Raw genomic sequence first — 22790 nt, forward strand, 5'->3', positions numbered from 1 at the left:
ATGGCGATTACGCGGCTTCAGCGTTCTTTGCTTCTGCTTTCAGGGCTTCAGCACCATTGGCTTGCTGCTTTAACGATTTATCTGCGGCCAGATATTCCGGCTCAAAGTCATCAACGTTAATCACAAATAAGCGGCTTTCTTCTGCTTTACGCAGTAAGGCGGCTTCCTGCTGATTAATTACGCCCAGCTGTAAACCTTCATCTGCCACTTCATGCAGCCGGAAGAAAGGTAAACGTTTACCGGACGCTTTGCTGACCTTATCAAACAGGGGCTCGGCAGCCAGAATGTCCAGCAGCGCCTGCTCAACACGGCCTAACTGATTACCTGGCTCAACTTTCAGATACAGGTGTTTACCTAAGCGGTTACGGGCTTCACAAGGTGTCATCATAATCCGCGATACCTGATGATCCAGTTTATCTGACGGTTTACGCAAGGTACGGCCAAACGGGAACACGATACGCTTTAATACCACGCCGACCACGCGGTTCGGGAAGTTATCGAACAATTCGGTTAAGGCGACCTGAGCGCGGAACAGGTTATCTTCACAGGCCCACTGCACCAGCGGTAGATCCTGCACCTGACGGCCTTCGTCCTGATAACGCTTTAACACAGATGACGTGATATACAGCATACTCAGAATATCACCCAGCCGCGCTGAAATCCGTTCACGACGTTTTAAATCACCACCCAGGGTGCCCATGGCCACATCAGACATCAGTGCCAGTGCTGCGCTAAAGCGGTTCATTTGCTTGTAGTAGCGGGCGGTATCATCGTTGTAAGGGGCGTGACTAAAGGTGCCGCCGGTTAACGATAACCAGAAGGTGCGGAAGAAATTACTGATTGCAAAGCCGATATGGCCAAACAGTGCCTTGTCAAAGGCAGTAACAGCGGCGCCTTCGTCTGTCAGTTGTGCTGCCTGCAGCTCAGCCAGTACAAAAGGATGGCAACGGATCGCACCCTGACCGTAAATAATCATATTCCGGGTCAGGATATTGGCACCTTCTACGGTAATGGCTACCGGTGCGCCCTGATAACCGCGGGCCAGGTAGTTGTTCGGGCCCATACAGATCCCCTTACCACCATGCACGTCCATCGCATCAATAATGGCCTGACGCATACGTTCGGTCATATGGTATTTGGTAATAGCAGAGATCACCGAAGGCTTTTCGCCCAGGTCAATCGAACTTACTGACATTGCCGTTGACGCATCGGCCATGTAGGCATAACCGCCAATCCGCGCCATCACTTCTTCTACGCCTTCCATCTTACCAACAGGTAATTTGAACTGACGACGAATACGGGCATAGGCACCGGTTGCCAGCGCTACCGCCTTAATACCACCGGTACTATTCGATGGCAGCGTAATAGCCCGGCCCACTGATAAACATTCCACCAGCATCCGCCAGCCCTGGCCTGCCATTTTCGGGCCACCGATAATATAATCCAGCGGCACAAAGACCTCAGTACCCTGAGTTGGACCATTCTGGAACGGTACATTCAGCGGGAAGTGACGACGACCAATTTTAACACCAGGGGTATTAGCAGGGATCAGCGCACAGGTAATGCCCAGATCTTCTTTATCACCCAGCAGTTTGTCCGGATCTTGCAGCTTAAACGCCAGGCCCAGTACGGTGGCGATTGGTGCCAGCGTAATATAGCGCTTATTCCAGGTCAGGCGCATGCCGAGGATTTCCTCACCATTCCACTGACCTTTACATACCACACCAAAATCCGGAATGGCACCGGCGTCAGAGCCGGCTTCCGGACTGGTCAGGGCGAAGCAGGGCACATCGATACCCTTGGCCAGACGCGGTAAATAGTAAGCTTTTTGCTCATCAGTACCATAATGCTGCAACAGTTCACCTGGGCCTAAGGAGTTTGGCACGCCGACGATGCTGGATAACATCATGCTCTTACTGGTCAGTTTTTGCAGCACGCAAGACTGGGCAAAGGCAGAAAATTCCAGACCACCGTATTCTTTCTTGATGATCATGGCAAAGAAGCCTTTGTCTTTCAGGTACTGATACACTTCTGGTGCCAGATCTGCCCGCTCATGAGTGGCATGCCAGTCGTCGAACATTGCCAGCACTTCTTCTACCGGGCCGTCTAAAAAGGCCTGCTCTTCAGCGCTTAAACGCGGCTGCGGGTAGTTGTGCATCTTGTGCCAATCCGGATTGCCACGGAACAGATCGCCTTCCCACCAGGTGGTACCGGCGTCAATGGCTTCTTTTTCGGTGCTGGACATTTCCGGCATAATCTTGCGATACAGCTTTAACAGCGGTTTGGTCAGGTGCTGTTGACGCACGGACGCAATGTTCAGGGGTAAGGCAATGGCTAAAAAGACCAGCCAGGCGAAAACGCCTGCGACGCCACTAAAGGTACCCAGCAATAGGATAGCACCGAGTACGGCGGTAAATAATGTCAGGCTGGCGCGGTGATAGGCGAGAACGCCCGTCGCCACCAGCAGGGCAACACAAAGCAGAAACACACTCATTGTAAACTCCTGTGATAAGAGGTCTGACCACTAAAGCTTTAGCTTAGAATGCTTTAAGCCAAGTTGCAAGCAATTCGTGTTGATGCGCTGGCGGTGCAGCTGTCAACAAAAGTTGCAGACACTGTTAGTTACGTTTTAGCATAGCAAGCAGATGTGAAATGCACCGCTAAACAGCGGGGTTTTTCCGGAGTTTTCAGATGCGGAGACAGGCAGTTGTGTGAATTATTAGGCATGTCAGCTAATGTGCCAACGGATATATGCTTTAGTTTTAAAGGCTTAAAGGAACGGGGTGGCCGCACCGGGCCGCATAAAGACGGTTGGGGCGTGGCGTTTTACGAAGGGAAGGGCGTGTGTACTTTTAAGGATGCCTTACCCAGCTACCAGTCAGAAATCGCCCGCCTGGTATCCGACTATCCAATCAAAAGTACGGCCGTGGTGGCCCATGTGCGGCAGGCTAACAGCGGCCGCGTTGGCCTTGAAAATACCCATCCTTTTACCCGCGAGCTGTGGGGCCGTTATTGGACCTATGCCCACAATGGCCAGCTAAAGGATTTCCGCCAGTTAGCGGTTGAGCGCTTTCAACCGGTGGGGACCACCGACAGTGAGCGGGCCTTTTGCTATCTGCTGAGTGAGCTGGTGAAACGCTATCCGAACCGCAGTCCTGGCCCTAAAGCGGCAATGCGCTTTATCGCCCGGCTGTTACCGCGCCTGCAACAGCTGGGAGTGTTTAATATGCTGCTCACGGATGGCGAGTACGTGCTGGCATTTTGCACCACCAAGCTGCATTGGATCACCCGCCGCGCGCCCTTTGGTGTAGCGCGCTTGTCTGATGTTGATGTGGATATTGATTTTAGCCGGGAAACCACACCCAAGGATGTGGTCACCATTATTGCCACAGAGCCACTGACTAATAACGAGCAGTGGCATAAGATGCAACCGGGGGAGGCGCAGTTATTCCGTTTCGGTGAGCCGCTCGGGCGCTAAACGCTGTAGCCACTCTAATGTGTGGAGCTGCACGTCAAATTGCTCGACATTATCTTCACCGCGCCATAGACGTACCAGCATATAATCCAGCTCCGGTGCTACCCAGGCCAGCACCTGCTTATCGCTGTTTTCTTCCACCCGGGCGATCCGGAGGGCACGCAGGTTGCCATAGGGCAGGGCCAGTGGCTCTTCCAGTTCCACCCGGTAATGGTAGGTGCGGCTATTGCCATCCCGGTTCAGCACCTGATAACTGAACTCCGTTTTACCGGCTTTCAGATCCGTTACCAGTTGTTGATGGTAACTAAGTGGATCTAACCAGTTATCCTGCCATGGTATCTGTTTCAGGGTGGCTCTTTTGCCTGTCAACACCTGCTGCTGTTGCCAGTCCAGCCGCCATTCATAATGCCGGTTGCTGCCGGTGCCGCTGCGTTTCATCAGGTAATGTACAGGCCGGATCTGCCCTTGTTCTACCTTAAACTCTGATAATTCACTGCGTTTATCACTAAACACCAGCCAGCTGATATCACTGTTGTAGCCCATTTCATAATGCTGGCCTTTATCGTGCAGATAGCGACGGGCTTTACCATGGTTTTTACCGGCACGATAAATTAAATATTCGGCGTTAAAGGTGCTGAAGGCTGGCGCCTCGACCGTGACAGGGGCTGCAGCCTGAGCTGCAGCGCTGAGTAAACAGGTGCTAATTAATACGGCAGCGCTATGGCGCAACCTCGACATCATCCTCATCCTGGGCATAACCTTGTGCTGGAAGTACGTTACCGTCTAACCATGCCTCATTTGCCCGTTGTTGTAAACGGTCCTGACAGAACCAGCGCACCACCAGCGGATAGATCTGATGTTCCTGCGCATGAACCCGCTCTGCTACGATTGAAGCATCGTCCCCCGGGAAAATGGGTACCTTGGCCTGTAAAATTACCGGACCACCGTCCAGTTGCTCGGTAACAAAATGTACGCTGCAACCATGTTCGGTATCACCTGCGTCAATTGCCCGCTGGTGGGTAGCCAATCCCTGATACTTAGGTAGCAAAGAAGGGTGAATGTTCAATAATTTACCGGAAAAGTGCTGCACAAATTCTGCAGTCAGGATGCGCATAAAGCCAGCCAGCACAATCAAATCAGGCTTAAATTGCTCAATCGCAGCAATCAGCGCCTGATCATAGTCTTCCCGGCTGTCGAAACCTTTATGACTAAGCACTGCGGTACTGATACCGGCGGCTTCAGCCCGCTTTAAGCCAAAGGCGTTTGCCTTGTTCGAGATCACCCCGGTAATCTTACCGGGGATAAAGCCCGCAGCACAGCTATCCAGCAGGGCTTGCAAATTGCTGCCACTGCCGGAAATCAGCACGACGATAGATTTCATGCTGCCTCGTTACTCGTTGATAATAACCAGTTGCTCGTCAGCCGCCGCAGCCTGAATTTCACCGAGGTGCCAGGCCGTTTCACCAGCTTGCTGTAATTGTGACAGGGCATTATCGAGTTGTGCAGCTGGTACTACCACTATCATCCCCACGCCACAGTTAAAGGTGCGGTACATTTCGTGGCGGCTGATATTACCTTGTTGCTGTAACCAGTCAAAAATCGCCGGCCACTGCCAGCTCTTGCCATTGATCACGGCTTTGGTATTGGCTGGTAACACCCGTGGAATATTTTCCCAGAAGCCACCGCCAGTGATATGACACAAAGCATGTACCGGTGTAGTTTTAAACAGCGCCAGCAGATTCTTCACATAAATGCGGGTTGGCTCCAGCAGATGATCAGCCAGTGACTTGCCTGCCAGTAAGGTCTCAGGAGATTGACCTGACACTTCCAGTACCTTGCGGATCAGTGAAAAGCCATTAGAGTGTGGGCCAGAAGAGGCTAAGGCAATCAGTTGATCGCCGGGTTGGACTTTAGTGCCATCAATAATATCGGCTTTTTCGACCACGCCGACGCAGAAACCGGCGATATCATAGTCATCGCCATGATACATGCCTGGCATTTCAGCGGTTTCACCGCCAACCAGCGCACAGCCTGACTGCACACAGCCTTCAGCAATACCGGCTACCACGCGCGACGCCGTATCAACATCTAATTTACCGGTGGCGTAATAATCGAGGAAAAACAGCGGTTCGGCACCCTGTACCACCAGATCGTTCACGCACATCGCAACCAGATCGATGCCTACGCCATCGTGGCGTTTTAAATCCATCGCCAAGCGCAACTTAGTGCCGACACCGTCGGTACCTGACACCAGCACCGGTTCTTTATAACCGGCAGGGATCTGGCACAGCGCGCCAAAACCACCGAGGCCACCAATGACTTCCGGACGGGTGGTGCGCTTAACCGCGCCTTTGATCCGATCAACCAGCGCATTACCTGCGTCTATGTCTACTCCGGCGTCTTTATAGCTTAAAGATGTTTTCTGCTCGCTCACGGCTTTCCTCGAATGGCTTGGGGGTTGGCTAAAGAGGGCGCTATTTTACCTTTTTAACGGCGCCGACAAAAGCCTTACTGTGTAGCATTCTCACGTGCCTGACGCAGATAGTCCTGCAAGCTGATACTGTCATGGTTCACAATTTTATGGTAACACACTGATGCAAAAGGAAATTCCTTGTCGCCAAAACCCACTGCCATATAGGGTGCACTTTCATCCGCCGTATTATTTTGCCATTGGCCGCCAACGTGGCGGATAAAGACTTCACCAATATAGGCACCAATAATGTTACAGAGGGTAAACAGCAGCTCACTGGAATGGGGTTTGCTCTGCTGATCCTGATGCAAGCGGGATAACAACTGGTCGACTTGGTGCAGGCTATCCAGACTGTAATCTAGTGTCAGTTGGTGCTGCTCGGCAGCATAACCTACGGCATCTGCTGCAGATTGCTGCATCAGTGTACTCAGTTCCTGTGATTGCATAATGTCTCCTGATTATTTTTGATGTGCGGCCAGTAACAGTTGGCGCAATTGCCGGCTGCCAGGCCCCAGTGTTTCTTCTTGTGGTGCCAACAGGCTCATGGGTACCAGCCGCTCGGTACTTTGTTTAAGCGGTAAGCGGCAGAGTTGACCAGTATCGAGCTGTGGCTGCGCCACAAAGTCGGGTAGCCAACAAAAGCCCAGGCCCAACTGCAAGATCTCGACGGCTTCGTAAAAGTTATCGACTGTCCAGCGTTGCTCTGCCTTTAACCAGCCCATATGCTCCTGCGGTTTAACCGCCGTATCGCGGATCACGATCTGCAGCTGCTGACTCAGTTCATTCTGATCCAGGCTCTCGATAGTCGCTAACGGATGCTGACAGCCCACTACCGGAATAAAGCGGGTCACATACAGCGGTTCACTGAGATAACCTTTGGGCACCACGCCAGTGATTACCAGATCAGCTTTTTTCTGGGTGATAATTTCACTGGTGCCGGTTAGTACGGTATCAATAATTTGCACCCGGCTGCCGCGACTCAGCGGATAAAAGGCCTGTAGCGCCTGATATAAAAACTGTTTCGGATAGGCCAATTCCGTCGCGATGCGGATCTCCGGCTCCCAGCCCTTGTCCAGGTTATCGGCCAACAACTCTAAGTCTTCAATTTGCTGGGTCAGAATACGGGAGCGGCGCAACATCACTTCACCGGCTGCTGTGAGCTGGGCTTTGCGGCCAATGACTTCCAATAATTCCACTCCAAGCTGCGATTGCAATTTGGCCACCGCATGATTGAGTGAGGATTGGCTTTTGTTCAGTAACTCGGCGGCCTGAGCATAGCCGCCGGCGTCTACGACAGCCTGTAAAATACGCCATTGTTCAAGGGTGGACTTTGGTCGAAATGGCATAGAATACTTTGCTCCTGCTAGGGCGTGTTGACGTTTGCTGCTTGTTGTTGCAGCCGTTACACCCGGGCCAGCACCACGGCCCGTAGTGGTGCCGGATAACCTTCAATGGTCTTACTATGATCATTCGGATCGAGAAAATCAATCAGACTTTCATTTTCCATCCAGGCCGTGGCGCGCTGTTCCTCCAGGCTGGTGGTATTTAAATCAACCACCCGTGCATCTTTAAAGCCAAGCCGGGTTAACCAATGGCATAAGGCGGCGGTACTGGGTATAAACCAGACATTACGCATCTTGGCATAGCGTTCACCCGGCACTAGTACCGTTTGCTCGTCGCCTTCGACCACTAAGGTTTCCAACACCAGCTCGCCGCCCGGCCGCAGTTGTTGCTTTAATTGCTGTAAAAAATCCAGCGGTGAGCGGCGATGGTATAACACCCCCATCGAAAATACCGTATCGAACTGCTTTAAGGCCGGCATCTCGTCGATTCCAATCGGGATTAAATTCACTGCTGGGTCCGGATTAAAGTGTTTAATGGCCTGAAACTGCGCATAAAACAGTTGCGATGGGTCGATACCGACCACAAAACGGGCGCCGGCACCGCGCATCCGCCATAAGTGATAGCCGCTGCCACAGCCAACATCAAGCACAGTGCGGTTAGTTAAATCACTGATATGCGGCAATACGCGCTGCCATTTCCAATCCGAGCGCCACTCGGTATCAATGTCAATGCCGTGAATAGAGAAGGGGCCTTTGCGCCAGGGCTTTAATTGTTGTAATAAGTAGCGAATGCGTTCGGCTTCGCCGGCGCTGATATCAGCGGCGGTACCGAATTTCACTTCCTGCTGTAGCTCAACGACCGATGGTTTGGTCACGGGCAAATGCTGCAACACCTTTTGCCAGCTGGCAAAGTCACCATGTAGCGCTTCTTTGCGCCAGTTGGCCAGTTGGGCCGGTAAGGTTTCCAGCCAGGCGCTTAACTGGTTTTGCGCTAAGGCGGCGTAAAAGGGAGAAAAATCCAGCATGCTTAATCCTTAATCGCCAGCATCGAGCAGAAATTAAAACACTGAAACCACAGTGTTTGCTTGTTAAAACCCGCTTGCTGCAGTCTGCTGCGGTGGGTTTGCAGGCTATCCGGGCGCATTACATTTTCCAGTGCGGTACGCTTTTGGCTGATTTCCAGCTCGCTGTAGCCATTGGCACGTTTAAAGTCGTGGTGCAAGTCAATCAGCAGCTCATTGGTCAGGCTGTCGTCGTTAATAAATTTCTCGGATAGCAGCAGCAGGCCACCTGGCTTTAAGCCCTGATAAATTTTATTAATCAGCGCACTACGATCCTCAGGCGCTAAAAACTGCAGTGTAAAGTTCACCACGACGACGGCGGCATGTTCAATCGCCACATCACGGATATCGGCCAGCAGGATCTCCACCGGCACTTCAGAGCGAAATGCCTGTAAGTGCAGCTGACAACGCTCGACCATGGCTGCACTGTTATCGACACCAATGATCCTGCTATTAGCGGCACTAATATTGCGGCGCATCGCTAGCGTACCGGCGCCCAGTGAGCAACCGAGATCATAATAATGACTGTCCGGCTGTTGAAAGCGGGCGGTAAGCTTACCAATGGTCTGAATAATAGTCTGATAGCCGGGTACCGAGCGCTGAATCATATCCGGGAATACTTCGGCCACGGCCGCGTCAAAGCGAAAATCGGCAATATGGGCCAGCGGATCGGCATACACCTGATCTTTTTGCATCTTAATTTCTCAATAAGGGCACGATATGGCCGGCATTTTAACGCAAAGGCGGGCACTTTTCTGCAGTTAATCGCTGCCCAAGATAGCTAGCAACACGCATTAACTGCTTTTCCAAAGCGGGCAGTGACATTAAAGCGCATTTCGCTATAATTAGCGCCCATTAAATAGATACACTATCAATTTCGACAGCCGCGCAGACAAAAACCGTGGTTGTCGCCAGATGACAGGTGTAGCACTTCAGCTTGAATGAAAGGAAAGGTTAATGCGTAGCCATTATTGCGGTAAGTTAACGGCAACAGAAGTTGGGCAAGACGTCACCTTAAGTGGTTGGGTCAACCGGCGGCGGGATCTGGGCGGTCTGATTTTTATTGACTTGCGTGACCGTGAAGGTCTGGTGCAGGTGGTATGTGACCCGGATTTAAAAGATTTGTTCGATGTTGCCTATACCGTGCGTAATGAATACTGCATTCAGATAAAAGGCCAGGTGCGGGCGCGCCCGGCCTCGCAGGTAAACCAGGAGATGGCCACCGGTGCGGTAGAAGTTTATGCCAGTGAGCTGACTATTCTGAATAAAGCCGCGCCGCTGCCGCTGGACTTTAACCACGAAAACAGTGAAGAGCAGCGCCTGAAATACCGCTACCTGGATTTACGCCGGCCGCTGATGAGCGACCGGCTGAAATTCCGCGCCAAGGTCACCAGCTTTGTGCGCAATTTTATGGACAGCCAGGGCTTTTTAGATGTTGAAACGCCGATCCTGACCAAGGCTACACCAGAGGGCGCGCGCGATTATCTGGTACCCAGCCGCACGCACAAAGGCCAGTTCTTTGCGTTGCCACAATCACCACAGCTGTTTAAGCAGCTGTTGATGATGTCAGGTCTGGATCGCTACTACCAGATCGTGAAATGCTTCCGTGATGAAGACTTACGCGCCGATCGCCAGCCGGAATTTACCCAGATCGATATCGAAACCTCCTTTATGACGGCGCCGGAAGTGATGGCGGTGACCGAGCAGATGGTACGTGAGATGTTCCAGAGCCTGCTGAATGTCGATTTAGGCGATTTCCCACGCATGCCGTATTGGGAAGCGATGCGTTTATACGGTTCCGACAAGCCGGATTTACGCAACCCGATGCAGTTTGTCGATGTGGCTGACTTATTAAAAGACGTCGAATTTAAAGTCTTCTCCGGCCCGGCCAGGGATCCAAAAGGCCGCGTCGTGGCATTGAAAGTGCCAGGCGCTGCCGAGAAAATCTCCCGCAAAGATATCGACAACTACACCAGCTTTGTTGGCATCTATGGCGCCAAGGGGTTAGCCTGGTTGAAAGTTAACGATCTGGCAGCAGGCGCTGAAGGTATCCAGTCACCAGTAGCCAAGTTCTTAAGCGCCGAGATCATTACCGAAATTCTGGCCCGCACCGGCGCTCAAAATGGCGATTTAATTTTCTTTGGTGCCGATAGCTACAAGGTTGTCTGCGAAGCCATGGGGGCACTGCGCTTAAAGCTGGGCGAAGACTTAAAACTGACGGTACCAGGCTGGAAACCGTTATGGGTGGTAGACTTCCCGATGTTTGAAGAAAACGATGATGGCAGCTACTCGGCAGTACACCATCCGTTTACCTCGCCACTGGACACGGCGCATTTCCTGAATACCCCGAATAACGAGCTCAAGCTTGGTGAGCTGTTATCCAATGCCTATGACATGGTATTAAACGGCACTGAATTAGGTGGTGGCTCAGTGCGGATCCACACCGCTGAAGTGCAGGCCAAGGTCTTTACCTTATTGGGCATTAGCGATGAAGAAGCGGCCGAGAAATTTGGTTTCCTGCTCGAAGCGTTAAAGTACGGCGCGCCGCCGCATGCCGGTTTGGCCTTTGGCCTGGATCGTCTGGTAATGCTGATGACCGGCGCGACCTCAATCCGTGATGTGATGGCGTTCCCGAAAACTGCCACCGCTGCTTGCCCGCTCACGGACGCACCGGGTGCCGCTAATCCAGCTCAATTAGCTGAACTGGGTATTCAGGTGGCGGTCAAAGCCTGAGTTTAAGCAGCGAAACAACTGCTAAGCTTGTGCAGTGGGCCTTGCCCACTGCGTCTTTACCCCGCAGTTTTTACAAGCACAGGAGCACCGATGGCTGGACACAGTAAATGGGCCAATATGAAGCATCGTAAGGCCCGCCAGGATGCGAAGAAAAACAAAATCTGGACCAAGATGATCCGCGAGCTGACCACCGCAGCCCGCATCAGCCCCGATGTTGCCGCTAATCCACGCTTACGTTTGGCTGTCGACAAAGCCTTAAGTGAAAATATGACCCGCGATACCATTGAGCGCGCCATAAAGCGCGGTGCCGGGATGCAGGACGGTGAGCAATACGAAGAGCTGGTCTACGAAGGCTATGGGCCGGGTGGGGTCGCGGTTATCGTTGAAACCATGACCGACAATAATAAGCGCACTGTGGCGGATGTGCGGCATGCCTTTACCAAATACGGCGGTAACCTGGGTACCAGCGGTTCAGTCGCCTATATGTTTCAACGCAAGGGCGTGTTGTTGTTTGCGCCGGGCATTGATGAAGACCAGCTGCTGGAATTAGCGTTGGATGCCGGTGCCGATGATGTCCAAAGCCATGATGATGGCAGTCAGGAAGTGCTGACCAGCCCGGACGCCTTCAGTGCCGTCAAAGATGCGTTAGCGGCAGCCGGTTTTACTGCCGAATCAGCAGAAATCACCCTGTTACCGGATACCCGCGCTGAACTTGATGCCGATACCGCGGCCAGGTTTATTAAAATGCTCGACGCGCTGGAAGACTCAGACGATGTGCAAAACGTTTACCATAATGCCGACATTAGCGACGACATTATGGCGACACTGGAGTAAGCTTGGCGATTATTCTGGGTATTGACCCCGGCAGCCGGCTGACCGGTTATGGCGTGATTAAGCAGCTTGGCGGTAACTTTAGTTATGTCGCCAGCGGCTGTATCCGTACCGGTACCGACGAGCTGCCGGAGCGGTTGATCCGCATTTTTAATGGCGTAAGCGAAATTATCGCCCAAACTCAGCCCACTGTGTTTGCGATTGAGCAGGTCTTTATGGCGCGTAATGCCGACTCGGCGTTAAAGCTGGGGCAGGCTCGGGGGGCGGCCATCGTCGCCGCCTGCCATGCCGGGCTGTCGGTGTTTGAGTATTCTGCCCGTCAGGTGAAGCAAGCCGTAGTGGGCACGGGCGCGGCCGATAAAGCGCAGGTACAGCATATGGTGCGTTATCTGTTAAAGCTACCGGCCAACCCGCAAGCTGATGCTGCTGATGCACTGGCAGTAGCGCTGTGTCATGGTCATACCCAGCAGAGTCTGGTCAGTTTGGCCGGGCAGGCCAGTAAAACGGTACGCGGTCGTTTACGTAAATAAGGAAAGCTGATGATTGGTCGTTTACAAGGCACTATTCTGGAAAAACAACCCCCGGATCTGCTTATTGATGTTGGTGGTGTGGGTTATGAAGTGCAGCTGCCACTGACCAGCTTTTATGAATTACCGGAAGTGGGCAAAACCGCTATCCTCTATACCCACTTTGTGGTGCGTGAAGATGCGCAGCTACTCTATGGTTTTAGCAATCCGACCGAGCGCAGTTTATTTCGCCAGTTGATTAAAGCCAATGGCGTCGGCCCCAAGCTGGCGCTGACTATTCTATCCGGCATGACCGCGCAACATTTTGTGCGTTGTGTGCAGTTTGACGATATCAGCACCTTAATTAAGCTACCTGGTGTCGGTAAAAAGACGGCTGAGCGGCTGGTGATTGAAATGCGCGACCGCCTAAAAGATTGGGGTGTGACACCTCAAATGCCGGTAACCGATAAGCTACTGCTCACCGATGAGGAAGCCATTTTCGCGCCGCCAGCCACAGCCGAGCAGGATGCGATTGGCGCTTTGCTGACCTTGGGGTATAGTCAGGCACAGGCCGCGAAAGCGGTAAAACAGTATTTAACGCCGGGGATTAGCAGCGAGCAGCTAATCAAGGCGGCCTTAAAGAGTATGATTTAAGCCATGATTGAAGCCGATCGCCTGCTGCAGCCGGGAATATTAAAAGAAGAAGAAGTAATTGACCGTGCGATCCGGCCAAAAAGTCTGGCGGATTATACCGGTCAGCAGCATGTGCGCGAACAAATGGCGATCTTTATCGAAGCCGCCCGTGGTCGGGGCGATCCACTGGATCATTTACTGATTTTCGGCCCGCCGGGTCTGGGTAAAACCACGCTGGCGATGATTGTTGCTAACGAAATGGGCGTCAACATTAAAACCACTTCTGGCCCGGTGCTGGAAAAAGCCGGGGATCTCGCCGCGCTGTTAACCAATCTGGAGCAGAATGATGTGCTCTTTATTGATGAGATCCATCGCTTAAGTCCGGTGGTGGAAGAGATCCTGTATCCGGCGATGGAAGACTATCAGCTGGATATTATGATTGGCGAAGGACCTGCCGCGCGCTCAATCAAGCTCGATCTGCCGCCTTTTACGCTGGTGGGGGCCACCACCCGGGCCGGTGCCTTAACCTCCCCCCTGCGCGACCGCTTTGGCATAGTGCAGCGGTTGGAATTTTATAAGGTCGAGGAGCTGAGTCAGATTATTCAGCGTTCAGCCCATTATCTGAATATGCAGCTGGACGTGGCAGGGGCGACCGAAATTGCCCGCCGCTCGCGCGGTACACCGCGCATTGCCAACCGGCTACTGCGCCGGGTGCGCGATTATGCGCAGGTAAAATCCAATGGTGTCGTGTCTATCGAAGTTGCCTCAGCCGCACTAAAAATGGTCGATGTCGATGCTGAAGGCTTTGATTATATGGACCGTAAGCTGCTAACGGCCATTATTGACAGCTTTATGGGGGGGCCAGTGGGGCTGGATAACCTGGCCGCAGCGATCGGCGAAGAGAAAGAAACCATTGAAGATGTGATAGAGCCGTTTTTGATTCAGCAGGGTTTTATTCAGCGTACACCGCGTGGCCGCATCGCCACAGCAAGAGCCTATCGTCATCTGGGTTTTGATTTGCCCGAGTCGAAATAAGTCGAAATAAAAAAAAGCCCGCTCAATGAGCGGGCAAGCAACAAGTTGAAGGAAGTGCTTCAATAAATCCAGGGAACATGTTTGGAGCAAACAACAAGACCTCTCTCACAAAGTCTCATTGTTAAGTGAACTGTCTAAACAACCAAAACTCGCTACCACTTTTCCGGTTGTCTTTGCGCTAGCTCAGAACACCTGCGTATCTTAAAGATTTGGAGTAATTACTTCAAACGAGAAAAACTGGCACTTTGCCATTAAAAAAACTAATGAATATCTGAATTGCCGCCAGGGAGAATGCCATGCAATTTAGCGGGTAAATCTGTAGATTTGGCGCTTGTTCATCCAGCGTTAAGCTTGGTTGCCCAAGATAAGCTTCGTGATACTTTAAGTCGGCAAAAATGATTTATTCGATAGTCGGTTTTACTGCTAAAGCCAGAAAGCAGAGCGCGTTTTAATACAGCTGTAACACATTCTGATTTCGGGCAGAAAAACAAGTGGCGGCGCTAAAAAAATATAGTTGTGAAAAGCGATGCCAACCGATTGAGTTAAATTGCAGGCTTAATTATCATACAGGCGCGAAAAATCGTCGTTTCAGCTCATGCAGTTGCAGGCTTGTCTTCGAGTTGTTGTCACCAGCGCCTTAGCGGTGGCATACGGGCAAGTGAACCTGATTAACTCCCTGATTAATGAGGAAAAGCGCGCGCCAGTGGGTAGCGTGCCCTTGCGGGTGAGCGAATGATACAACGACGGTTTTACGCATTAGGCTAAGCCCTTAGCTGCCGGTACAAGACAACTGAACCAACTTTGGTTGACTCAGTCTTGTCATATCAGTACCTTAGCATCAAAGGCTGCAAGTAATTCATTCGTTTAAACAGAGGTGCCAACAGGTGACAGGTTCAGGTGAAATTTCGATTCTGCATTTATTGCTCGAAGCCAGTATTGTGGTGCAGGCGGTTATGTTGATCCTGGTTGGTATGTCGATCACCTCCTGGGCGATGATTTTTAAACGCAAAAAAGTATTGAAAGCCGCACTGGATGACGCGAAAAAGTTTGAAGACCGTTTCTGGTCCGGTGTTGATCTGTCAAAGCTGTACGCCGAAGTCAGTGCCCGGCAGCAGGCAGATGGTCTGGAGTCATTATTTAAAGCTGGTTTTAAAGAGTTTGCCCGTTTGCACAAAAGCAGCCGCCAGTCAGCAGCCGTCATGGACGGTACTCACCGCGCAATGCGCGTTGGCTTGTCTCGTGAAGTAGAGCGTTTAGAGCAAGACCTGCCATTTTTGGCCACCGTTGGCTCAATCAGCCCCTACATCGGCTTATTCGGTACTGTGTGGGGTATTATGAATTCTTTTATTGCCTTGGGTTCAGTACAACAAGCCACGCTATCGATGGTAGCGCCAGGTATAGCAGAAGCGCTGATCGCGACGGCCATCGGTTTATTTGCTGCTATCCCGGCGGTTATCGCCTACAACAAGTTTTCGCACGAAGTAGAACAGATTGAAAGTAGTTACGTCAATTTCGTTGAAGAATTTGCCAACATCCTGCATCGCCAGGCTGTTAGTAGCGGTGAGGCTGCCTGATGTATACCCGCAAAAAACGTCGCCCGGTAGCTGAGATTAACGTCGTACCTTATATCGACGTTATGCTGGTACTCTTGGTGATTTTTATGGTGACCATGCCGATCATTACTCAGGGCGTAAATGTCGAATTGCCAAAATCTGCGGCTGAGCCTATTGCGCAGATGAAAGATGGTAAAACGCCACTGATTGCGACCGTTGATGAAGACGGTCTGTACTACTTTGAAAAAGACGGCAAACAGCAAGGGCCTTTTACCTCTTCACAATTACAGGTAGAAGTTGCCAGTTGGTTATCAATTGAACCTGGCACTCAGGTGATCGTCAAAGGGGATGGCCGCGTTGATTACAATTCCGTGATCCGCTTAATTAATGTATTAAAGCAAGCTGGTGCGCCGGCTGTCGGGTTGATGACGGACAATGAAGTTTGAGCTGAGTGAAAAGTGGTGGCAGACGCCGCTGGCAAAGTCGGTGGGTTTGCATCTGGCATTGGTATTGGGTTTGGTGATCAGCGGTTTAAACTTCTGGCCCAAGCCTACGCAGATCACGTTGTCTGGCGAAGCCGGCAGCGCCAGTGCTGAACCACCGCCGCCGCCGCCGGCACCAGTGCAAGCGGTAGCAATTGATCGTCAGGTGCTGGAGCAACGCGTTGCGGAAATCCAGAAACAACAGGAAGACGCCAAGCGCGCAGAAGAGCAGCGCATTCGTGACCTGGAGCGTCGTGCCCAGCAGGCAGAGCGCGCCCGCGCACAGGAAGAGGCTCGCTTAAAGCGGGTGGCGGAGGAGAAACGTAAGGCCGACGAAGCAGCCGCAGCGTCAAGACGCGCTGCTGCAGATGCTAAGAAACAGCAGGAAGCTGAAGCGGCAAAAGCACGGGAGGCAGAACAGCAGCGTGCTGCGCGGGAGCAAGAGCGTAAAAAAGCCGAAGAAGCGGCTAAAGCGGCCGAAGCAAAGCGTAAAGCTGAGCAGGAAGCTCTGGCTAAAGCCCAGGCTGAGCGCGAGCGTCAAGCCAGAGAGCAGCGCGAACGGGCAGAGCAGGAGCGGATGCTGCAAGAACAGCTGGCCGCAGAGGCTGACGCCAGACGCCGGGCTCGGGCGCAGCAGGCGGTAACCGAAGTACAACGTTACACGGCAATGATCAGTGATGCGATTACCCGCAATCTGATTAAAGATGAGTCCACCATGCGTGGTCGGTCGTGCCGGGTAAACATCCGTTTGGCGACTAATGGTTTTGTAACCAGCGTCAACGTCATCAGTGGCGACAGGGTAGTGTGCGACGCTGCCGTACGGGCAGTAAACCGGGCCGGAACCTTACCAATGTCTCAGGATCCGGATGTGTATAATCAGTTAAAAGATATAACCTTAACGGTGGCACCTGAATTTTGATTATGACTAGATTACTTCGAAGCGTGTTTTGCAGTGTTTTGTTACTGCTGGGTGTGCAGGCGCAGGCCTCACTGGAAATTATTATCACTGACGGTGTGGACTCAGCGCGGCCTATCGCTGTGCTGCCCTTCACCTTTAAAGGTACCAACCTACCTCGCGAAAATATCGCTGAGGTGGTGGCAGCTGACTTAATGCGCAGCGGCAAGTTTAGCCCGATACCTTTTATAAAAATGCCACAGCGCCCCTCTAAATCGGCTGAGATTAACTTCTCTGCCTGGGCGCGTGAAGGCGTTGAAGCTATCGTCATGGGCGAGATCACCGAAATTGGTATTGATCGCTACAGCGTGAGCTTTGAATTAATTGACGTACTAAAGGGCAATAGCGGCCTGAGTACTCAGATGCTGAATGCCGGCCAGTTAGTGGGCAGTAGTCAGTTTATTCTGGACAGTCGTGAAACGGTCATTAACGGCGGTCAGTTCCGGCAGTATGCCCACCGGATCAGCGATATTGTCTATGAAAAACTGACTGGCGAGCGTGGCGCTTTCCTGACTAAGATCGCTTATGTGCTGGTTAAACCGCGCGACGAGTTCCCGTATCAATTGATCGTTGCCGATTATGATGGGTATAACCCTCAGGTGTTACTGCGCTCAAAAGAGCCGTTAATGTCACCAGATTGGTCTCCTGACGGCACCAAGTTGGCCTACGTGACCTTTGAAAAGCGTCAGGCGCAAATCTATATTCAGGATATTTACACCGGTCGACGCACCATTTTAACCGCTTTCCCCGGTATTAACAGTTCGCCGCGTTGGTCGCCGGATGGCCGCCGCATGGCGATGGTGTTGTCCAAAGACGGTAATGCGGAAATTTACGTGATGGATATCGCGACTAAGGCGTTAACCCGGGTGACTAATCATCGCGCTATCGATACCGAGCCAAGCTGGTCACCCGATGGTAAAGAAATTGTATTTAGTTCTGAGCGCGGCGGTAATCCGCAGCTGTACAGCGTAAATTTAGCAACAGGTGACACTCGTAGGTTAACTTTCCAGGGTGAAATGAATTTGGCCGGGACTTTTTCGCCTGATGGACAAGCTATAGTGATGGTAAATCGTACAAATGGACGCTATCATTTAGCACGTATGGATCGGCAGAGCCGTTTTTTACAAGTGTTAACTACAACGAATCTGGATGAGTCGCCTAGTGTTGCACCTAACGGTTCTATGATAATATACAGCACCATGCATGGAAACTCGCAGGTGTTGGCGCTAGTTTCTATGGATGGGCGTTTTAAAGCACGACTACCGGCGTCTGATGGACAAGTTAAATCGCCGGCCTGGTCACCTTTTTTATAAAACAAAAACTTGGTAAATTTAATCTAAGGACAACATTATGAACTTAAACAAAGTGTTAAAAGGTTTATTAGTTGCAGTTCCGGTATTAGCACTGGCAGCTTGTAGCTCTAAATCTTCTACTGGTGCCGGTGATGCCGACACTTCAGCAACTACTCAAACTGTACAGGTTGAGCGCGTAGATCCAAACGCTTCTGCTGCTGAGCAAATGCGTTTAAAAATGGAAGCTCTGCGTCGTGAAAACACTGTTTACTTCGACTTCGACAAATCGACTATCCGTCCAGAGTTTGCTGAAGTATTACAAGCACACGGTGAGTTCCTGCGCGCTAACCCAAGCGTACGTGTAACTATCGAAGGTCACACTGACGAGCGTGGCACTCCAGAGTACAACATCGCCCTGGGCGAGCGTCGTGCACTGTCTGTAGTACAGTACTTACAGAACCTGGGCGTAAGCGCTGGTCAACTGTCTACTGTTAGCTACGGTGAAGAGAAGCCAGCTGTTCGTGGTACCAACGAAGCAGCTTACGCACAAAACCGTCGCGCAGTTTTAGTATATTAATTTAAACGGTACGAGTGAGGATGACAGTGAAGAAACCGCTGCTTATTGCAATGTCCTTAGTTAGTGCTGGTGTGCTGGCCAATCCGGCCCCGGTTACTGAGATAGGCAGAAGCGGCAGAGTTGCTTCTTCCACCACTGCTGTGGCAACAGGTTCTGTTGAACAGCGGCTGGCCGCTCTGGAGCGCGTGGTTGAAGCCCGTGCCGAAGCGCAGGTAAGAATGCAGCAACAACTGCAGATCTTGCTGGATGAAGTCAGTGAGCTGCGTGGTGTTACTGAAAACCACTCGTATCAGCTGGATGAAATCGTTCAGCGGCAACGTGATATTTACCAGGAAATCGAACGGCGGGTAAGTGCCGTGCAGGGCAGTGCTGGCAACAGCACTGCCAGTTCGGCAGCCGCAGCGAGTGGCCCGGCAGTCACGGTTTCGGGCAATGCCTCGGAAAATGACGCCTATGAGAGAGCGGTCAACTTAGTGCTGAAAGATCGGCGCTTTGATGCTGCTATTCCAGAATTTGAGAATTTTTTGCGTACCTATCCCAATTCAGTTTACGCGCCGAATGCTTACTTTTGGCTTGGTCAGTTATTGTTTAATAACAATGATAATGCAAAAGCCAAAACCTCGTTTGAGCGGGTGGTGACAAACTTCCCCGATTCGAACAAAGTAGCGGATGCGTTGTTGAAACTGGGGCAGATCGCCGAGCGGCAGAATGATAAGGCTACGGCCTTAACTCATTATCGCAAGGTGGTGTCAGCTCATGGCAGTACAACAGCTGCCAGGCTGGCGAAAGAGCGGATAGACGCGCTGAAATGATCGACCCGGCCAAGTGCCGGGTTTTTTATTTTTAGCCCCGTCGACGCAGTAAGTAGCCAAGCGCTGCTTTAACCAACAAAGTCAGCCGCAGCCGCTGGCATTTTAAGCAAACAGCCCGCCTCAGCGCTTTTTTTCACAGTTTTTGGTTGCACAAATTCCGTAAATCAGTAAGATATGCGTCCGCGGTAGGGGTCATTAGCTCAGCTGGTAGAGCAGCGGACTTTTAATCCGTTGGTCGATGGTTCGAATCCATCATGACCCACCAAACCGCGCAAACAAGTAAATCCGAAGTGGGTCATTAGCTCAGCTGGTAGAGCAGCGGACTTTTAATCCGTTGGTCGATGGTTCGAATCCATCATGACCCACCACTTCGCATTATCCTGTTTGGGTCATTAGCTCAGCTGGTAGAGCAGCGGACTTTTAATCCGTTGGTCGATGGTTCGAATCCATCATGACCCACCACTTCTCGCGTTATCCTGTTTGGGTCATTAGCTCAGCTGGTAGAGCAGCGGACTTTTAATCCGTTGGTCGATGGTTCGAATCCATCATGACCCACCAAACAGCCTGATACTGTCTTTTTTGAATCGTCCCTTATATAATACCCGCCCTTATCAGCTGACTGAGTGAGCCTAATGGAGCAGCCGTTGTATTTTTCTGAGCAGGACTTCCGTTTCCCGAAAAAGCCTGTGCCATTAACTGACGAGCAAAAGCAGGCCTACAGGGCGCGCATTAAAGCACTGCTGGCCGCTAAAGATGCTGTGCTGGTCGCCCACTACTACACCGATCCGGAAATCCAGGCCCTGGCTGAGGAAACCGGTGGTTGTGTGTCAGATTCGCTGGAGATGGCCCGTTTTGGCAACCAGCATCCGGCAAAAACCCTGTTGGTAGCAGGGGTCAAATTTATGGGGGAAACGGCGAAGATCCTGACGCCGGAAAAAACCGTGATTATGCCAACGCTGGAAGCGACCTGTTCGCTCGACTTAGGCTGTCCTGCCGCCGAGTTCTCTGCATTCTGTGATCAGCATCCTGACCGAGTGGTGGTGGTTTATGCGAATACCTCTGCGGCAGTAAAAGCCCGTGCTGATTGGGTGGTTACCTCATCAATAGCGCTGGACGTGGTCGACTATCTGGATAGTCAGGGTAAAAAGATCCTGTGGGGCCCGGACAAGCATCTGGGTGCCTATGTGCAGAAGAAAACCGGCGCCGATATGCTGCTGTGGAACGGCGCCTGTATCGTGCACGACGAGTTTAAAGCCAATGCGCTACGTGAGCTGAAAAAGCAGCACCCGGAAGCCGCCGTATTGGTGCATCCAGAGTCACCGGATAGCGTAGTGGAGCTGGCCGATGCCGTAGGCTCCACCAGCCAACTGATTAAAGCGGCGCAAACCTTACCAAACCAACATTTTATCGTTGCGACTGACCGCGGTATCTTTTATAAGATGCAGCAGTTAATGCCGGAAAAAACCTTTGTCGAGGCGCCAACCGGCGGTAACGGTGCAACCTGTCGTAGCTGCGCCCATTGCCCCTGGATGGCGATGAACGGCTTAAAAGCCATTGAGGATGCGCTGCTAAGCCCAAGCGGCCATGAGATCTTTGTTGACGCCGCCTTACGCGAGCGGGCGCTGTTACCGCTTAACCGGATGTTGAATTTCGCCAAAGAGCAAAAGGTACAGGTAAAGGGCAACGCCTGAGTTGTGATTGCTTAAAATAGCGGCAACAACAGCGACCAACGCATTTAACCCTTGCACCGCCGCTGCTTTTTCCCTAGTATAGCGGCGCTTGCAGTGCAAGCCCCGGAGAGATGGCTGAGTGGCTGAAGGCGCACGCCTGGAAAGTGTGTTTAGGTTAACCCCTAACGAGGGTTCGAATCCCTCTCTCTCCGCCAGATAAATGAATAAGGCCCACGCCAAAAGCGTGGGCCTTATTCATTTATGCGGACGAGACTGAGGACTTGGTTCGAACCCTGCGGTTCGACAAATTCGCCGGGAGCGAATTTGGACGCACTTTAGTGCGGCCCGGAGGGCCAGCGCCAAGGATGGCGCTGGCAATCCCTCTCTCGGCCCACGCCAAAAGCGTGGGCCTTATTGTAGCCGCGCGATTAGTTTGAGAAAGTCCGCAGGTTAGTTTGAGAAAGTGCCGACTTGCAACCGCAGGTTAGTTTGAGAAAATTCGGGCAGTCCGGGTGCTTAGCTACTTCATTCACTATTAAGGCCACAGCTGTCGTATGAATAACTCCAGTTTCTGACTGCCTGTGCAATAGCTCCTCCGCTGAGTTCATCAAGCAAAGCAGGTCTGGGTTTGATACCGTTAACGACTTAAATTGCTCTATTCGTTTAAACAAAGCATCGATTTTTAAACAGTCTAAACCCTCTGCGCAAACACCCTTTCAGCTGGCCATAAAACTCCCTTAATGTTAACAGTTCGGGAACAACATATAGCCAGTTGAAATTCTCGCAACAAATCAGGAACTGATTAATCGCGTTTTAAATCCTCTCTCAATCTATCGATGCGGTTATCCAGAGAACGGATGTCGGTATCGTATTGCATAGCTACTGCAGACATCTCTTTTGACAGTGACTCTTCCCAGGTGGCACCGGCCAGATTATTTGCAGCTGATTGCTTGGTTCGGCGAAGTTGTGCCATTTTTTGGTCACGCTCTCGCATCTTACGATTGCGCTCAGCAGTTAACCGGGTAATTTCCGTATTGATGTTCCGCTTCCTGATTGACTCGTTAATACGTGCCAATTCAGCTTCATGGTTAGCTGCAGGTTGGGTCGGCCTTGCCGTTTGTGTTACACTATCGTTTACCTGGGGTGGATCAGATTGAACTGAGTTTTCAGTTGAATATTGGGTTAACTCTGCATTATCAGCACAGGGCTGCTGGCTGTATTTTACAACGCCATTGACTTCACACTTATACACCTGTGCATAGGAACACACGGGGAATAACAGCGTGGTGGCAATTAATAGCTTGCGCATAGTGCAACCTCAAGTCCGTTTGTTATGTACCGAAGAATAGTAGCCTTACTGAG

General features: G+C 51.6%; 22 protein-coding genes and 5 tRNA genes. 18 read left to right on the top strand and 9 right to left on the bottom strand.

Going from position 1 to position 22790, the window contains the following annotated elements; translation table 11 throughout:
- Nucleotides 1–7: 7 nt before the first annotated feature.
- Nucleotides 8–2494, bottom strand: a complete 2487-nt coding sequence (gene fadE, locus A9165_RS05585; protein ID WP_065955210.1) for an acyl-CoA dehydrogenase FadE — start codon at nt 2492–2494, stop codon at nt 8–10.
- 213 nt (nt 2495–2707) lie between these two features.
- Between fadE and A9165_RS05590 the strand changes: the two genes are divergently transcribed.
- The gene (locus A9165_RS05590) at nt 2708–3478 is read left to right on the top strand and encodes a class II glutamine amidotransferase (protein ID WP_008607883.1); all 771 of its coding nucleotides are present in this window, start codon (nt 2708–2710) and stop codon (nt 3476–3478) included.
- Here the strand turns inward: A9165_RS05590 and A9165_RS05595 are convergent.
- The 7 genes from A9165_RS05595 to cmoA form a co-directional block, all read right to left on the bottom strand.
- Nucleotides 3446–4213 (bottom strand): DUF3108 domain-containing protein, encoded by a 768-nt coding sequence (locus A9165_RS05595; RefSeq protein WP_083216231.1) that lies wholly within the window; start codon nt 4211–4213, stop codon nt 3446–3448. The genes A9165_RS05590 and A9165_RS05595 overlap by 33 nt on opposite strands.
- On the bottom strand, nt 4194–4856 hold the full coding sequence (gene purN / locus A9165_RS05600; protein ID WP_065955211.1) for a phosphoribosylglycinamide formyltransferase: 663 nt from the start codon (nt 4854–4856) through the stop codon (nt 4194–4196). Before purN ends, A9165_RS05595 begins: the two co-directional genes overlap by 20 nt.
- 9 nt (nt 4857–4865) lie before the next feature.
- Nucleotides 4866–5909, bottom strand: a complete 1044-nt coding sequence (purM, locus tag A9165_RS05605; RefSeq protein WP_065955212.1) for a phosphoribosylformylglycinamidine cyclo-ligase — start codon at nt 5907–5909, stop codon at nt 4866–4868.
- A 74-nt stretch (nt 5910–5983) separates the two neighbouring features.
- A complete protein-coding gene (locus tag A9165_RS05610; protein ID WP_008607889.1) occupies nt 5984–6391 on the bottom strand; it encodes a DUF6278 family protein in 408 nt (135 codons plus the stop codon).
- 12 nt (nt 6392–6403) lie between these two features.
- Nucleotides 6404–7291 carry a LysR family transcriptional regulator gene (locus A9165_RS05615; RefSeq protein ID WP_065955213.1) on the bottom strand — a complete coding sequence of 296 codons (888 nt, stop codon included), beginning with the start codon at nt 7289–7291 and terminating at the stop codon, nt 6404–6406.
- Between the two features lie 56 nt (nt 7292–7347).
- Entirely contained in the window at nt 7348–8313 is a 966-nt protein-coding gene (gene cmoB / locus A9165_RS05620) for a tRNA 5-methoxyuridine(34)/uridine 5-oxyacetic acid(34) synthase CmoB (protein ID WP_065955214.1), read from the bottom strand.
- 2 nt (nt 8314–8315) lie between these two features.
- Nucleotides 8316–9044 (bottom strand): carboxy-S-adenosyl-L-methionine synthase CmoA, encoded by a 729-nt coding sequence (cmoA, locus tag A9165_RS05625; protein WP_008951675.1) that lies wholly within the window; start codon nt 9042–9044, stop codon nt 8316–8318.
- Between the two features lie 262 nt (nt 9045–9306).
- Here cmoA and aspS point away from each other — a divergent pair, with 262 nt between their 5' ends.
- The 17 genes from aspS (at nt 9307) to A9165_RS05710 (ending at nt 21643) form a co-directional block, all read left to right on the top strand.
- On the top strand, nt 9307–11082 hold the full coding sequence (gene aspS, locus A9165_RS05630; protein WP_065955215.1) for an aspartate--tRNA ligase: 1776 nt from the start codon (nt 9307–9309) through the stop codon (nt 11080–11082).
- Between the two features lie 90 nt (nt 11083–11172).
- A complete protein-coding gene (locus A9165_RS05635; protein WP_065955216.1) occupies nt 11173–11916 on the top strand; it encodes a YebC/PmpR family DNA-binding transcriptional regulator in 744 nt (247 codons plus the stop codon).
- A 2-nt stretch (nt 11917–11918) separates the two neighbouring features.
- Nucleotides 11919–12443: a crossover junction endodeoxyribonuclease RuvC gene (ruvC, locus tag A9165_RS05640; protein ID WP_008951678.1), complete on the top strand. Its 525-nt coding sequence runs from the start codon at nt 11919–11921 to the stop codon at nt 12441–12443.
- A gap of 9 nt (nt 12444–12452) precedes the next feature.
- Complete coding sequence (gene ruvA, locus A9165_RS05645) at nt 12453–13073, top strand: Holliday junction branch migration protein RuvA (RefSeq protein ID WP_065955217.1); 621 nt, start codon at nt 12453–12455, stop codon at nt 13071–13073.
- A gap of 3 nt (nt 13074–13076) precedes the next feature.
- Nucleotides 13077–14087: a Holliday junction branch migration DNA helicase RuvB gene (gene ruvB, locus A9165_RS05650; RefSeq protein WP_065955218.1), complete on the top strand. Its 1011-nt coding sequence runs from the start codon at nt 13077–13079 to the stop codon at nt 14085–14087.
- A gap of 884 nt (nt 14088–14971) precedes the next feature.
- Nucleotides 14972–15661 carry a protein TolQ gene (tolQ, locus tag A9165_RS05655; RefSeq protein ID WP_008607902.1) on the top strand — a complete coding sequence of 230 codons (690 nt, stop codon included), beginning with the start codon at nt 14972–14974 and terminating at the stop codon, nt 15659–15661.
- The gene (gene tolR, locus A9165_RS05660) at nt 15661–16086 is read left to right on the top strand and encodes a protein TolR (RefSeq protein ID WP_065955219.1); all 426 of its coding nucleotides are present in this window, start codon (nt 15661–15663) and stop codon (nt 16084–16086) included. Before tolQ ends, tolR begins: the two co-directional genes overlap by 1 nt.
- Nucleotides 16076–17041: a cell envelope integrity protein TolA gene (tolA, locus tag A9165_RS05665; RefSeq protein ID WP_065955220.1), complete on the top strand. Its 966-nt coding sequence runs from the start codon at nt 16076–16078 to the stop codon at nt 17039–17041. Before tolR ends, tolA begins: the two co-directional genes overlap by 11 nt.
- A gap of 2 nt (nt 17042–17043) precedes the next feature.
- Nucleotides 17044–18390: a Tol-Pal system beta propeller repeat protein TolB gene (gene tolB, locus A9165_RS05670; protein WP_065955221.1), complete on the top strand. Its 1347-nt coding sequence runs from the start codon at nt 17044–17046 to the stop codon at nt 18388–18390.
- A 37-nt stretch (nt 18391–18427) separates the two neighbouring features.
- Nucleotides 18428–18946, top strand: coding sequence for a peptidoglycan-associated lipoprotein Pal (pal, locus tag A9165_RS05675; RefSeq protein ID WP_008607908.1), 519 nt, complete (start codon nt 18428–18430; stop codon nt 18944–18946).
- Between the two features lie 20 nt (nt 18947–18966).
- Nucleotides 18967–19758 carry a tol-pal system protein YbgF gene (gene ybgF / locus A9165_RS05680; RefSeq protein ID WP_065955222.1) on the top strand — a complete coding sequence of 264 codons (792 nt, stop codon included), beginning with the start codon at nt 18967–18969 and terminating at the stop codon, nt 19756–19758.
- Nucleotides 19759–19947: 189 nt separating this feature from the next.
- Nucleotides 19948–20023 (top strand) — tRNA-Lys (locus A9165_RS05685).
- Between the two features lie 27 nt (nt 20024–20050).
- Nucleotides 20051–20126, top strand: a tRNA-Lys gene (locus A9165_RS05690).
- Between the two features lie 18 nt (nt 20127–20144).
- Nucleotides 20145–20220: transfer RNA gene (locus A9165_RS05695), tRNA-Lys, on the top strand.
- A 20-nt stretch (nt 20221–20240) separates the two neighbouring features.
- Nucleotides 20241–20316, top strand: a tRNA-Lys gene (locus tag A9165_RS05700).
- A gap of 74 nt (nt 20317–20390) precedes the next feature.
- Entirely contained in the window at nt 20391–21449 is a 1059-nt protein-coding gene (gene nadA, locus A9165_RS05705) for a quinolinate synthase NadA (RefSeq protein WP_008607910.1), read from the top strand.
- 104 nt (nt 21450–21553) lie between these two features.
- Nucleotides 21554–21643 (top strand) — tRNA-Ser (locus A9165_RS05710).
- Nucleotides 21644–22230: 587 nt separating this feature from the next.
- Here the strand turns inward: A9165_RS05710 and A9165_RS05715 are convergent.
- Nucleotides 22231–22737 carry a DUF4124 domain-containing protein gene (locus A9165_RS05715; protein ID WP_008607912.1) on the bottom strand — a complete coding sequence of 169 codons (507 nt, stop codon included), beginning with the start codon at nt 22735–22737 and terminating at the stop codon, nt 22231–22233.
- Nucleotides 22738–22790 lie beyond the last annotated feature (53 nt).

It is taken from the genome of Alishewanella sp. HH-ZS, from assembly GCF_001704375.1.
GTDB classification, from domain to species: Bacteria; Pseudomonadota; Gammaproteobacteria; order Enterobacterales; family Alteromonadaceae; genus Alishewanella; species Alishewanella aestuarii.

Excerpts from the sequence above, each read along its gene's own strand:
- fadE (WP_065955210.1), bottom strand. The coding sequence starts at position 2,494 with ATGAGTGTGTTTCTGCTTTGTGTTGCCCTGCTGGTGGCGACGGGCGTT.
- A9165_RS05595 (WP_083216231.1), bottom strand. The coding sequence starts at position 4,213 with ATGTCGAGGTTGCGCCATAGCGCTGCCGTATTAATTAGCACCTGTTTA.
- purN (WP_065955211.1), bottom strand. The coding sequence starts at position 4,856 with ATGAAATCTATCGTCGTGCTGATTTCCGGCAGTGGCAGCAATTTGCAA.
- A9165_RS05610 (WP_008607889.1), bottom strand. The coding sequence starts at position 6,391 with ATGCAATCACAGGAACTGAGTACACTGATGCAGCAATCTGCAGCAGAT.
- A9165_RS05615 (WP_065955213.1), bottom strand. The coding sequence starts at position 7,291 with ATGCCATTTCGACCAAAGTCCACCCTTGAACAATGGCGTATTTTACAG.
- cmoB (WP_065955214.1), bottom strand. The coding sequence starts at position 8,313 with ATGCTGGATTTTTCTCCCTTTTACGCCGCCTTAGCGCAAAACCAGTTA.
- cmoA (WP_008951675.1), bottom strand. The coding sequence starts at position 9,044 with ATGCAAAAAGATCAGGTGTATGCCGATCCGCTGGCCCATATTGCCGAT.
- aspS (WP_065955215.1), top strand. The coding sequence starts at position 9,307 with ATGCGTAGCCATTATTGCGGTAAGTTAACGGCAACAGAAGTTGGGCAA.
- A9165_RS05635 (WP_065955216.1), top strand. The coding sequence starts at position 11,173 with ATGGCTGGACACAGTAAATGGGCCAATATGAAGCATCGTAAGGCCCGC.
- ruvA (WP_065955217.1), top strand. The coding sequence starts at position 12,453 with ATGATTGGTCGTTTACAAGGCACTATTCTGGAAAAACAACCCCCGGAT.
- ruvB (WP_065955218.1), top strand. The coding sequence starts at position 13,077 with ATGATTGAAGCCGATCGCCTGCTGCAGCCGGGAATATTAAAAGAAGAA.
- tolR (WP_065955219.1), top strand. The coding sequence starts at position 15,661 with ATGTATACCCGCAAAAAACGTCGCCCGGTAGCTGAGATTAACGTCGTA.
- tolA (WP_065955220.1), top strand. The coding sequence starts at position 16,076 with ATGAAGTTTGAGCTGAGTGAAAAGTGGTGGCAGACGCCGCTGGCAAAG.
- tolB (WP_065955221.1), top strand. The coding sequence starts at position 17,044 with ATGACTAGATTACTTCGAAGCGTGTTTTGCAGTGTTTTGTTACTGCTG.
- pal (WP_008607908.1), top strand. The coding sequence starts at position 18,428 with ATGAACTTAAACAAAGTGTTAAAAGGTTTATTAGTTGCAGTTCCGGTA.
- ybgF (WP_065955222.1), top strand. The coding sequence starts at position 18,967 with ATGACAGTGAAGAAACCGCTGCTTATTGCAATGTCCTTAGTTAGTGCT.
- nadA (WP_008607910.1), top strand. The coding sequence starts at position 20,391 with ATGGAGCAGCCGTTGTATTTTTCTGAGCAGGACTTCCGTTTCCCGAAA.
- A9165_RS05715 (WP_008607912.1), bottom strand. The coding sequence starts at position 22,737 with ATGCGCAAGCTATTAATTGCCACCACGCTGTTATTCCCCGTGTGTTCC.